This is a genomic window from Roseateles sp. GW821-FHT09H10 (genome assembly GCF_059415865.1).
On the sequence record NZ_JBWKOB010000008.1, the window covers coordinates 159,773 to 172,593 of the forward strand.

The 12,821-nt window shown below is 68.7% G+C and carries 9 protein-coding genes; all 9 read right to left on the reverse strand.

Features of this window, described 5'->3' with window-relative positions; translation table 11 throughout:
* Window positions 1-1,065, reverse strand: a complete 1,065-nt coding sequence (locus AC07OY_RS28235) for a uroporphyrinogen-III C-methyltransferase (protein ID WP_495045935.1) — start codon at window positions 1,063-1,065, stop codon at window positions 1-3.
* 85 nt (window positions 1,066-1,150) lie between these two features.
* On the reverse strand, window positions 1,151-1,891 hold the full coding sequence (locus tag AC07OY_RS28240; RefSeq protein ID WP_495045936.1) for a uroporphyrinogen-III synthase: 741 nt from the start codon (window positions 1,889-1,891) through the stop codon (window positions 1,151-1,153).
* Entirely contained in the window at window positions 1,888-2,814 is a 927-nt protein-coding gene (gene hemC / locus AC07OY_RS28245) for a hydroxymethylbilane synthase (protein WP_495045937.1), read from the reverse strand. Before hemC ends, AC07OY_RS28240 begins: the two co-directional genes overlap by 4 nt.
* A 24-nt stretch (window positions 2,815-2,838) precedes the next feature.
* Window positions 2,839-5,082: a DUF6445 family protein gene (locus AC07OY_RS28250; protein ID WP_495045938.1), complete on the reverse strand. Its 2,244-nt coding sequence runs from the start codon at window positions 5,080-5,082 to the stop codon at window positions 2,839-2,841.
* A gap of 5 nt (window positions 5,083-5,087) precedes the next feature.
* On the reverse strand, window positions 5,088-6,071 hold the full coding sequence (locus AC07OY_RS28255) for a cupin-like domain-containing protein (protein ID WP_495045939.1): 984 nt from the start codon (window positions 6,069-6,071) through the stop codon (window positions 5,088-5,090).
* 2 nt (window positions 6,072-6,073) lie between these two features.
* Window positions 6,074-6,790: a SapC family protein gene (locus AC07OY_RS28260; RefSeq protein ID WP_495045940.1), complete on the reverse strand. Its 717-nt coding sequence runs from the start codon at window positions 6,788-6,790 to the stop codon at window positions 6,074-6,076.
* 129 nt (window positions 6,791-6,919) lie between these two features.
* A complete protein-coding gene (locus tag AC07OY_RS28265; RefSeq protein WP_495045941.1) occupies window positions 6,920-9,946 on the reverse strand; it encodes a TonB-dependent receptor in 3,027 nt (1,008 codons plus the stop codon).
* Window positions 9,947-10,462: 516 nt separating this feature from the next.
* Complete coding sequence (locus AC07OY_RS28270) at window positions 10,463-11,143, reverse strand: response regulator (protein WP_495045944.1); 681 nt, start codon at window positions 11,141-11,143, stop codon at window positions 10,463-10,465.
* A gap of 1 nt (window position 11,144) precedes the next feature.
* A complete protein-coding gene (locus AC07OY_RS28275) occupies window positions 11,145-12,650 on the reverse strand; it encodes an ATP-binding protein (protein WP_495045942.1) in 1,506 nt (501 codons plus the stop codon).
* Between the last annotated feature and the right edge of the window lie 171 nt (window positions 12,651-12,821).

Consider the following 12,821-nt stretch of genomic DNA (forward strand, 5'->3'; position numbering starts at 1 on the left):
TCAACGCCCCGCGGCGGCGGCGGTCAGTGCAGCCAGCGTGTCATCCGGGCGCGGCACGCTGACCTGGCGGGCCTGGCCCGACACCTGGCGCAGCAGCTCGGCCACGCCGGCCACCTTGCGCGAGCGGGTGTCGAAATAGCGGCTCAGCATCTCCTGGCTGTCGCGCAAGTCGCTTTGTGCCGTGTCGAACTGGCGGCTCAGCAGGGCCAGGCGCGCATTCAGCAGGCGCAGCTTGAGGTTCTCGCGCAGGAAGAAGCTCTGGTCGGGCGAGATCAGGGCGGCCTCGGGATGCTCGATGCGGGTCACCCGCAGCAGGGTCTTGGCCTCGCCCCAGACCAGGCCGGTCCAGCTGGACAGCTGCTGCGTGGCCTGCCACCACCACAGCGAGACCTTGCCGTCGGCCGCGGCGGCGGCCTGCTCGCGCTGCAGCTTGAGCGCGCGCTCGCGCTCCTTGGCGGCATCGCCGTTGCGCTCGTCGCGCGGGCGCGGGGCGGACTCGTTGCCCGACACCAGGGGCAGTTCGTCAGCCATGCGCACGACCTCGTCGAGCTTGATGGTCAGCGTGGACACGTCGACGACGGCGACCGCCTTGACGCGGTCCAGGTCACGCGCGACGGCGCGGCGCACGCCTTCCATGCGCGGCTGCTTGTAGCGCAGCAGGCGCTCGTCGGCCTGCTTCAGGGTGGCGACGAGGGGCTCGGCGCTGCCGGTGATCTGGGTCTGCTGCAGGGCCACGCGGATGGCGGCCTCGATGTCGCCGACGACGTTCTCGTCGCGCGAGCGGGACATGGACTGGATCAGCTCCTCCAGCTGGCCGCGCTGCAGGGCCACTTCGGCCAGGCGGGCGTCCAGCAAGGAGACCTTGGCGGCCGTGTCGCGCACCAGCTCGGCCGATTGCTTGGCCGCCAGGCGCGCCTCGGTGGCCTGGGCCTGGCTGGCCTCCTGGCGGCGCACCAGCTCCTGCTCCAGCGACTGCTGGCGGGACAGGCTCTGCCAGGCCAGCACGACGCACAGCAGCACGCCGACGCCCATCAGGGCCAGCAGCCAAGGCAGCCAGGCCGGCAATGCGGGGGCGGGAGGGGGTGGCGGGGCGGCAGGCTCGGCCGCGGCGGCTACGGAAATCGGCTCACTCACAGTGCGATGGATTCTGTCAGAGGCCTTTCAGGGCCTGAGTCACCGCTTCAGGGGCCGGTCGCGCCAAAACCACAGGCTCGAAGCCCGCCGCACGGGCGGCTTCGGCGATGCGCTCATGGGTGGCAATGGCGCGCTGGCCGTCGAGGCCCAGGCCTTGCAGATGCCCGACGGCTTCCGCGCTGCTGAACAGCCACACAAAGGCTGTGGGCTCTGCGCGGATGGCGTCGAGCAGCCGCTGCTCGGCCGCGTCGAAGCGCGGGCCTGCGCGGTGATAGGTCGTCACGGCCTGGACCTGCGCGCCGGCCGCCGCCAGCCTCTCGGCCAGCCATTCACGGCCGCCGTCGCCACGCAGCAGCAGAACCCGGGCGCCAGCCCAATCGCGGCGGGATGACAGTTGTTGCCAGAGGTGTTCGGAGTCCAGGCTGGCGGCGTCCGCGGCGGGTTGGACGATGAGGCTGGCTGGCACGCCATGCTCGATCAGCGCCTGGGCGCTGCCCGGCCCGACGCAGGCCGCCAGCGTGTGCGCCGGCCAGGGGCGGTCGGCGTGCTGGAAAAACTGCTCGACGGCGTTGGGGCTGACGAAGACCGCCAGGTCCACTTCGGCCAGGCCGGCCCAGACGGCGGCGACCGGCGCCGGGTCGCGAGCGGGCAGGATCTCGATCAGCGGCAAGGCCACCGCCTGGACGCCCAGTTCGGCCAGTCGTGCCAGCCAGGCCGCACATTGGGGCCGCGGGCGCGTGACGATGAGTGTCGTCATCCAGGCAGATAGGAGCCGGCGCCGAGCTCGCGCAGTCGGGCCGCCGCCTGCTGGCCCAGGGCTCGGGCGGCGGATACGTCGGCCACGTCGGCATTGACAGCCGTGCGCAGCAAGGGCGAGGCGTGGGCCTCGGCATGGCCCAGGGCGGCGTCCAGGCGCAGCGTCCCGCCCTGCCAATGGGCATGGGCCGCCAACGGCAGGCTGCAGCTGCCACCCAGGGCGCGCGACACGGCGCGCTCGGCCTCACAGGCCAGTTGCGTCGGGGTGTGGATCAGCTTTGCCAGGGCCTCCGCCAGCGCCCCATCGTCGGCGCGGATCTCCAGCCCGAGAGCGCCCTGCCCTGCGCAAGGCAGCATCTGGTCGATCTCGAAATAGCCGCGCACGCGATGGGCCAGGCCCAGGCGCTTGACGCCGGCCGCGGCCAGCACGATGGCGTGATAGCCGCCCTCGTCGAGCTTGCGCAGCCGGGTGTCGAGGTTGCCGCGCAGGGGCTCGACGCGCAGGTCGGGCCGCAGGCTGAGCAACTGAGTCACGCGGCGCAGGCTGGAACTGCCGACGACGGCGCCCTGGGGCAGATCGGCCAGCGAAGCGTAGTCGTTGGCGATGAAGGCGTCGCGCGGATCCTCGCGCTCCAGCACGGCGGCCAGCAGGAAGCCCTCGGGCAATTCCATGGGCACGTCCTTCAGCGAATGCACGGCGAGCTGGGCCCGGCCTTCGGCCAGGGCCGTCTCCAGCTCCTTCACGAACAGGCCCTTGCCGCCGATCTTGGACAGGGTGCGGTCGAGGATCTGGTCGCCGCGCGTCGTCATGCCCAGCAGCGTGGCGGTGATGCCGAGTTCGTCGGCGAGGCGGGACTGCACATGCTCGGCCTGCCACAGCGCCAGGCGGCTTTCGCGCGTGGCGATGGTGATGGAAGTGGTCATGGCCCCGATTATCGAGGCCGGTCTTCAACCAACCGGCCTGCGGCTCTTGAAGAAGGCGTTGATCGTCAGCCGGCCTGCCCCCTCGCGATAGGCCGCAGGCGGCGCGCGGCCGATGTCGCCGGAATGGAAGATGCCGCCGTCGTAGAAGATGGCGCGGTTCCATTTCGCCGGCACGCGGCCGATGAGCTCGAAGTAGCGGTTGCTCTCCGTCATATAGCCCGGCGGGATGCCGTACTTGTCGCCAAAGGCACTGGCGTCAAGCGTGTTCGCGTCCAGGCGGAACTGCTGGGTGTCGGCCTCTGACATCAGCGAGCGGAAGAACAGGGTGCCGCCCAGGGCCTCGTCGCGGAACAGGTAGTGGACCGAGGCGGCGATCATCTCGCCGGCCTGCAGGCCCGAGTCGTCGCGATGGCAGATGCGCTGGCGCCCGTCCAGCGTGGCGGCCTCCTGCAGGACGCGGCCGAAGCGGGCATACATGCCCAGCGGCGCGCCGCTGCCCAGGCGGGCGCGCAGTTGCTGCTCGAAGAACTCGGTCAGCTCGGCGCTGGCGCCGTCGGGCAGGTCGAGCTGCGGCCCCGGATAGGGGTGGCCAGGGATGGCCTGGAACTGGCCGGCCATGCCGCGCGCCAGGCCCACCAAGGCCTCGGGGTCCTGCACGAAGTCGTCGATGATGAAGACCTGGGCGCCGCCGTCCAGCGCCACAGTGTCGATGCGCGCCGACGGCTTGATGCGCAGCGAGGGCCCAGCCATGACCGGCTTGGCCATGGCTAGCTCGGGCCGGGGCGCGGGGCAGAACTGGTGGATGAACTGCTGGTGCGTGGGCAGCTTCATCAGCTTGCGCGCCACGTCCTTGCGCACGCCGCCGAGAAAGTCGGCCAGGCTGCGGTCGTCCATGTTGCGCGTGATGGGGTGATGCGCGGCCGGCGTGATGCCCTGCCCCATCATGACCTGCACCCAGGAATTCTCCTGGAACAGCTCGCCGAGGTTGAGCATGATGCGCGCGGTGTCGCGGAAATGCTGGATGCGGTGCTGGAGCAGCGGCGGCACCTCCATCTCGCGGCAGTGGTTCCAGAACGCGGAGTCCCTGCGATTCGTGACGTGGTAGTGCAGGATGATGAAGTCGCGGATGACCTCGATTTGCTCGCGCGCCTGGCGGTTGTACTCGTCGATGTCGCTCTGGCGCACGCCATCCGTCGGGAAAAGCTCGACGAGGCGCAGCAGGCCCTTCTGGATGAGGTGGATGCTGGTCGACTCCAGCGGTTCCAGGAAGCCGCTGGACAGGCCGATGGCGACGCAGTTCTTCTTCCAGACCACCTCGCGCTGGCCCGGCGTGAAGCGGATGACGCGCGGCGGGCGCAGCACCTCGCCCTGCACATTGGCGAGCAGGGCCGCCTTGGCGTCGTCGTCGCTGATGTGCTGGCTGCTGAAGACCACGCCGTTGCCGACGCGGTGCTGCAGCGGGATGCGCCACTGCCAGCCCCAGGGGTGGGCGATGGAGCGGGTATAGGGCACGGGTTCGCCGACGGAGGCCGTCTGCACGGCCAGCGCGCTGTCGCAAGGCAGCCAATGCGCCCAGCTCTCGTAGGGCACGCCCAAGGTGTCGCCGAGCAGCAGGGAGCGCATGCCGGAGCAGTCGACGAAGAGGTCGCCGTCGATCAGCGCGCCGCCGTCGAGCTGCAGGCCGGTGATGTCGCCGCTGGCCGCGTCCGTGTGGACCTTGACGATCTTGCCCTCGATGCGCTGCACGCCCAGGCCTTCCGAGAAGCGGCGCAGGTATTGGCCGTACAGCGTCGCGTCGAAGTGATAGGCGTAGTTGATGCCCTTGTCGGGCAGCAGCGCGAAGCGGTTCTCCATGGCCGCGCGCAGCTCCAGGCAGTAGTCGCCGTAGTCGCTGGCCAGGTTGCGCCTGCGGCCTTCCAGCCAGAAGTGCTGGAAGCCGGCCGTCCAGTGGCTGTTGCCGGTCTTGCCGAAGGAGTGGAAATAGTGCTCGCCGACGTTGCGCCAGTTCTCGAACTGGATGCCGAGCTTGAAGGTGGCCTGGGTGGCCTGGATGAAGTCCTTCTCGTCCAGGTCCAGCACCTCGTGCAGGAAGTGCAGCGTCGGGATGGTGGCCTCGCCGACGCCGACGGTGCCGATCTCCTCGGACTCGACGAGGCGGATGTCGATCTGCCGGCCCAGGCATTTGGACAGGCCGGCGGCAACCATCCAGCCGGCGGTGCCACCGCCAGCGATGACGACGCGTCGAACGGGTTTGCGGTCAGGAGTCATGGGGCTTATCGGTTCAGGCGATTCAGCAGCAGCGAGCGCAGCTGGCGGGCGCTGGCCTCGTTGATGGGCGCCAGCACGCCGCGGGCCGCGGCGGGGATGTGGGCCGGCGTCTGGGCGTCGGCGTCGAAGACGTAGTGATCGAACAGCGCGCGCCAGGCCTCGCGCTGGGCCGGCGGCAGGTCGCGCAGCGTCAACAGGGCCAGCATCAGCGTGTTCAGCGGCGAGTCCATATAGCCGGGCGACTGCCGCCACCACAGGTTGACCAGGGCATTGACGGGCGACAGGCCCTCGACGCCATGCCACCACTGGCTCGGGATGAAGAGCGCGTCGCCCGGCTCCAGTTCGGCCACCTGGGCGTGCTTGAGCGCCTCGGCAAAGCGCGGAAAGCGCCCGAGGTCGGGCGCCTTCAGGTCGACCAGGCTGATGGGCTGCCCCGCTGGCGTCAGGTCCAGCGGACCGACATAGAGGTTGGCGACCTGCTCGGGCGGGAAGAGCGTGAAGCGGCGCCGGCCCGCGACGACGCAGGCGATGTTGTCCGCCAGATCGAAGTGGGCCGCCACGCGGGTGCGGTTGCCCAGCCACAGATTGACCAGGGGATCGAAAGCCGCGAGGCCGGGGAAGGCGTTGTCCTGGCGCAGGCCGGGGAAGGAGCCGTCCAGCTCGGTCGAGCCGAGGTAGAGGGCTTCGGGCGAGCCGGCGAGCAGTTCATCCAGCAAAGTGCCGAAAGGGCCGACCACGCGCTCGAAGTTGAAGCCGCTGAAATCGTCGTTGTAGAAGAAGCGGCCCTCGATGCCGGGCGCGCCGCGCCACAGGCCGACGCGGGTTTGGCCACCGAAGCGGCGCAGGTAGTCGCAGAAGGCCGCATCCGAGCGCCGGGCCGACTGCACCAGCGGCCAGTCCTTCACCAGGCCGCGCATCAGCACCGGCTGGCTGGACTGCAGCACCTCGGCGGGTATCGCCGAAGTGCCCAGGTCGCTGCGCTCGATCACGCTCAGGCCTCGCGGGCGAGATGCAGGCGGATCAGCTTGGGCAGGTTGGACAGCGAGGCGATGGCCATGTAGATGGGCTGCAGATAGTCCGCCTGGTGCAGCAGGCCCACGGTGGCCGTGTCCAGCGCGGCCAGGCGTTCCTCGTTGATCAGGTAGAAGCCGCCCAGCTGGCCGCGCGTGCCGTCGGGCCGGTCGACGTTGAGCACGAAGGACTCGAGCAGTTCATGAGCCGTCAAGGCATGGATGAACTCGGGCATGGCCTCCAGGCCCTGGTGCAGGGTGTGCAGCACGGAGTTGGCGTGCTCGGCGAAATCGCTGACGCCGCCCTGCGGCAGGAAGACGGCCTCGCCCTCGGCACCTTGGCTGATGCGCGGGCTGGACATGTCGACCATCATGCGCAGCTCCTCGTCGGCCACGCCGATGGAGAAGGGCATGCGCTGCATGGACAGCGGCAGGTAGTCGGCGTCCCAGCCGTCACCGGTCAGGAAGAGGTTCTGGCCTTCGCGCAGGCCGAACAGCACGACGGGCAGGAAGCTGCCCTGGCCGTCGGGCTTGAAGAGGATGGGGTAGTGCGCCTGCAGGCTGCGGAACTCGTCCGGCGTGGCGGGCGCGGACATCACGTCATCGCCCCACTTCGCGCCGCGCTGGGTGATGACGCGCAGGTCCTTGTGCGTGATGTTGTTGAGCAGTTGCAGCATGGAATCGGCGTTGAGGGTCACGTGCAAAAGAGTATGAGCCCTGCAAAGAAGATTGGCCGAGGTAGGCGTCTGCGCGCCCGCCTCGGCCAGTGAGAGGCCTCGGCAGGACCACGCCCGAAGGCGCGGACTGCCGGGCGGTCAGCCCATCGCTCAGAAGCGATAGCGGGCACCGATCAGGTAGCGGCGGCCGGTCTGGATGGCCGAGACCAGCTGGTCCTTGGAGCGGCCGTGCTGGCGGATATAGCCGTCGGTCAGGTTCAGCAGGTCGGCCTGGATGGTCAGGTTCTTGCCGAGCTTGTAGCCGATGGACATGTCGACCTGGCCATAGGCCTCGGTGTAGACCGGGTTGTTGCCGGCACCGTCGAACTTCTGCGCCAGGAACTCGCCGCGCCAGTTGTAGGCGGCACGGACCGACCAGGTGTTGTCTTCATAGAAGCCCACCAGGTTGGCCGAGTCGCTGACACCCAGCAGCGCCGACTGCGGCGTCGTGATGTTGGCGTCGTCGTACTTGAGACCGGTCTTCACCCAGGTGTAGTTGCCCGACACACCGAAGCCGCTGTTGCCGAACATGTGCTGGAAGTTCAGCTCCAGGCCCTTGATGTTGTCGCCCTTTTCATTGGACGGACGGGTCACGGTGAAGTTCAGCAGCGGATCGCTCGCCTGGCCGGTGATGGTGCCGAGGATTTCGGCGTCCGTCAGCGGGCTGGTGGCGGTCACGCCGGGCTGGCCGTTGTAGGTCTTGAAGATGTAGTTGCGGATGCACAGGGGCGTCGGATTGGCACCGCAGGCCGCGGCACCGGCGCGGTAGTAGGCGCCGCCGATGGGCGTGGTCAGGCCCGGCACCGTCGTCGTGAACGTCGACGTGCCGATGAAGTTGCTGACCTTCTTGTAGAACGCACCCAGGGCCGCATAGCTGGACTTGGCGTAGTACCACTCCGCCGAGAGGTCCAGGTTCCTGGACTTCAGGGGCTTGAGCGTCGGGTCGCCGGTGGAACCGGTGCCACCGCCCGCGTTGGCGTTGGAGTTGAAGTTCACGCCACCCAGCAGCTCGTTCCAGCCCGGGCGACCGATGTTCTCGCCGTAGCTGGCGCGTACCTTGAGGTTGTCGGCCAGATCGGCGTCCCAGTCGATGCTGGGCAGCCAGTAGTTGTACTTGCCGGACTTGCTGCCGAAGGTGGTGCCCGCCGTTCCGAGGTTGACCTCGTTCTGCGTGCCCCAGCTCGAACCCGAGCGCGTGACGACCTGCGACGAGGAATCGACCTTGGTGCTCTCGTAGCGCAGGCCCACCGACACATTCATCGGGATGCTGGTGTCGAAGGCATGGTCCCACTGGCCGAAGGCACTGGCGGACTTTTCCGTCGTGCGCCAGTCGTTGCCGCGACTGTAGTCGGCGGCCGTGGCGAAGTAGGCCTCGGCTTGCGCCTGGGTCATGCCGCGCGCCTTCATGATGGCTGCGATCGAGGCCGTGCGCAGGCTGTCGAAATCGGCCACATAGAACTTCTGGAACTGGCGCGGATCGTCGCTGCCCGGGATGCGGCCGAAGAAGCTCGACAGGTTCTCGGTGAAGACCTTGACGTTGTTGTAGTCGCCCTGCGCGCCACGCACGCCCACGCCACCCCAGTCGTCATGCTGGTTGTTGAAGTTGGCGGCGCGGTTCTTGACCTTGGTGAAGCCCAGGCCGGCAATCAGCTTGTCGTCGGTGCCGAGCTTGTAGCTGCCGCGCGTCTGGAACTGATCGATCGTCTGATCGCTCATGTTGTTGACGAACTGCGAGCCGGTCAGTTGCAGCTTGGTCGGATCCAGGGCCGCGTTGTTGGCGCCCGGCAAGCTCAGGATGGGGAACTTCTGGTCGTAGTAGGCGACCGCATTGCCCTGGTTGAACAGGCCCAGGTCCATCGTCGAGTACGTGCCGTAGGGGCTGTTCGGATTGGTCTTGGACGTGGAGTGGTGGGCGTCGAGGTCGATGCGCAGCGCATCGCTGATCTTCCACTCGGTGTTGAAGCCGGTGGAGTTCAGTTTGGACTTCTGGCCGTACTTGCCGGTGTTGATGGCCAGGTCATGGTCCTGGGTCGGATACAGGGCTTCCTGCACCACCGGCGTGGCCACCGGGCTGCCGGTGAACTTGGTCTGGCCGAAGGAGAAGTTGAACCAGCTCGACAGCTCGGCGTTCTTCGCGTTGATGGTGTTGGTCGCGACCGTGTGGTCGAGTGTGAACTTGACGTCCTTGCTCGGCGCGAACTGCAGCGTGACCTGGCCATTGAGGCGCTCGCGCTCCAGCGAGGTCAGCGAGTAGCGCATGTCGACGGACGTCGAGTACAGCGTCGAAGGACGCTGCGCCGCAGGCACCGTGCCCCAGTCGCCGGATGCCGGCGTGAAGGTACGCCAGCCGCCCTGCGTGTAGGCCATGTTGGAGCCCGAGTCACGCTTGGAATAGCTGCCGCTGATGGCGATGCCGATGGTGCGGTCGGCGAAGGTGTCGCTGTAGATGCCGGAGATTTCCGGCGTCACCTTGTCGCCCTTGAAGGACTCGGGCAGACGGCTGTTGGAGCCGTCGAAGTTGGCCTTGACGCCGATGCTGGCGATGCGCTCGCGCACGTCCAGCGGCCGGGCCGTCTTCACATTGATGGTGGCGCCGATGCCGCCGGTCGGCGATTCGGCGCGGGCGGTCTTGTAGACCTCCAGGGCCGAGATCGAGTCGGACGACAGATTGGCGAAGTCGAAAGCCCGCGAGCCGCTGGCGCCAGCGTTCAGCTGGTTGATGATGGACGTCGGCATCTGGCGGCCGTTCAGCAGCACCAGGTTGAAGTCGGGGCCGACACCGCGCACCGTGACCTTGGAGCCTTCGCCACTGGACGAGCGGTCGATGGACACGCCGGCGATGCGCTGCATCGATTCGGCGAGGTTGGTGTCGGGGAACTTGCCGATGTCTTCGGCCACGATGCCGTCGACGAGGCCGCGAGACTCGCGCTTCAGCGTGACAGCGCTGTCAAGGGACTTGCGGATGCCCGTGATGACGACGGTCTCCAGCGACGACGTCGCGCCGGCGGCGGGAGCCTGCTGCGCCTGCACCGCAGCGGCGCCGGTCAACAGCGCGACCATCGACGCCCAGGCCACCGGCTTCAACTGCCGTGAGAACTGGGGCTCTCGCCGGGTCTTGGAAATCTGAGGGTGTTTCATTTGTCTCCTTACTTGCTTGGCCGGCTCTAGCGCCGATTGATGACGACTCTTGTGGCCCGCGGTTATCGTCGACTGGTAGCGTTACCAGCATCCCTCAAAAAAAAGAGATGCCCCCTCCAGGCGCCTGCGTACTGTACGTTTTGGCCTCCCCGAGACTGCTGGGGTTTACGCGAGTTGATCGCGCCATGTACGCAATCAGCAACACCTGAAAAAACGACTCATCCCGGGGTCGCCGGGCCGATCTTCGTGCGCATGCACAACCAATCGGGACGAGTCCTGGTAGCGATCTCAGCAACAGTGCCAGAGATCACGCCGATCCGCGATTCCGTTCAAATTGACAACGCTGTCTACGATATCCGAATCTGGAAGCGGATTCAATTGCGGACACAGTCTGGTTTACCCGGAATGGGGCCTCGCGGCCACACCGCGGTGCGCCGACAGCCGCGGGAAGCACCGCTTCAGTGCCGGCCGATCGCGTGGTTCGGATGCCACGGCAGCCCCGTCACCCCAGCCCCTTCACGGCAGATCCAGCCGGTAGCCCACGCCATAGACCGAAGCGATGCACTCCTGGGCTGGCTCCAGGGCCGCCAGCTTGCGGCGGATGTTTTTGATGTGGCTGTCGACGACGCGGTCGGACACGTCACGGAAATCCTCGTGGATGAGGTCCAGCAACTGGGCCCGCTCGAAGACCCGCCCCGGGTGCTGCAGCAACTGCCTCAGCAGGCGGAACTCGACGGGCGTCAGCGCCAAGGCCTGCTCCTGCCAGACGATGCGCTGGCCGGCCTCGTCCACCGAGAAGCCGCCGCCCGCCGGCACCAGCGTCACTGGTGCCAGCCGGCCCTGGGCGCGGCGCAGCAGGGCCTTCACGCGGGCGACCAGCTCACGCGGACTGAAGGGCTTGCAGACATAGTCGTCCGCACCGAGCTCCAGGCCCAGCAGCCGGTCCAGTTCCTCGACGCGGGCACTGTTGATGAGGATGGGCACATCGCTGAAGGCCCGCACGGCGCGGCAGACCTCCAAGCCATCCAGACCCGGCAGCATCACGTCCAGCAGCACGGCGGCCGGCATGGGTCCGGTCTTCAGCCTTTCCAGCGCCAGGCGGCCATCGGCCAGCCATTCGCTGCGAAAGCCGGCCGCCTGCAGATAGTCGCGCACCAGGGCGGCGAGCTTGGGCTCGTCTTCGACGATGAGGATCAGGTCACCCATTCGCTGCTCCCGGCGGATGCAGCGGCAGCGTCAGCACCATGGCCAGCCCACCCAGTGACGAGGCCTCGGCGCGCAGCCGCCCGCCATGGGCGAGCGCGATGGCGCGGGCGATGGCCAGGCCCAGGCCCGAGCCGCCGAAGGCGCGGCTGCGCGAGGGGTCGGCCCGGTAGAGCGGGTCGAAGAGGCGGTCCAGCTCGTCCTCGGACACGCCGGGTGGCGTGTCCTCGATGCGGATCTCGACCGCCGCGCCCAGCGAGCGCGCCGACAGCTGCAACAGCCCGGGCGCTTTGGTGTAGCGCAGGCTGTTCTCCAGCAGATTGGCCAGCAACTGGGAGATGCGCACGGCGTCCCAGCGTGCGGCCGGCAGCACCTGGGGCAGCGGCGCCTCGATGACCAGGCCGCGCGCCTTGGCACGCGGTGTGATGCGCTCGATGGCCGCCTGCAGCAGCGCGGCCGGGGCCACCGGCTCGAATTCGCAAGGCAGGGAGCGCAGCTCCGAAGTGGCCAGCAGGTGGAAGTCCTCGACGAGGCGCGACAGCCGCTTGATCTCCTCCTGCAAGGAACCCAGGGCCGCACGGTCCATGGGACGGATGCCGTCCACCAGGGCCTCGACCTCGCCGCGCAGCACGGCCAGCGGCGTGCGCAGTTCGTGGGAGAGCTCGGCGATCCAGCGCTGGCGGCTGCTTTCCAGCCTCTGCAGGGCTTCGGCCATGCCGTTGATGTCGGCATGCAAGCCGGTGATCTCGCTGGCGCCGCCGCCGTCGCGCGGTGCGGGCAGGCGCACGTCGAACTCGCCCGCCGCGATGCGCCGCGCGGCCGCCTGGGCCTCGGCCAGCGGCCGCGCCCAGCGCACGGCCAGCAGCCGCGCCAGCACCAGGGCGATCAGCAGCACGCCCGCAGCCACGACGGCCAGGCCGATGTACTGACGGCGCAGGAAGCTGGCGTCCACGCCCTCGGCCGGACCCGCGCGCTCGGCCAGGCGCAGCACGACCAGGGTCTGGCCATTGAGCTTGACGGCGCGCGTCTGGCCCGGCCGGTCCAGGGTCTCGCGGCGCCCGGCCAGTGGCGTCAGGCCGTCGGCAGCCAGCACGACGATGCGCGGACCGAAATTGGATGGATCGCGGCGCGGTGGCGGCGGCTCGCGGCGCAGTTCGTGCGGCGGCGGCCGGCCTTCGGGCCCGCCGCGCTCAAGCGGAGGCGGGTCATCGGGCCGGCCACCGGGGGGCGGCCCCTCGGTTGGGCCGCCCCGCCCCGCCGACACACGCACCGCGTCCAGCCATTCGCGCAGCACCGGCCTCAGGTCCGGCGGCAGCCCGCCACGGCGGGCCAGGTCGCGCTCGGCGGCTTCCATCAGCCGCGTCAGGTGCTCACCGTCCTGGGCCTGCAGATAGTCGGAGAAGCCGGTGCGCAGATTCCAGACGACCAGGCCGGCCACGGCCGCGACGGCGGCCAGCGCGATGGTGATGAGAAGCAGCGACAGCTGATGGACGAGGCGCATGCGCGCATCTTGCCGGGCAACTGTGGAGGCGGCCTCCACAGTTTCTCCATGCTGGGCCCACGCTCGCCCGGGAAGCTGGCGGCATGCCAACAACGGAGACCGTCATGCCCGCCCGCCTTCACCGCGCCCTGCTGCCCGCCCTGCTGATCTGCCTGCTCGCCGGCTGCGGTG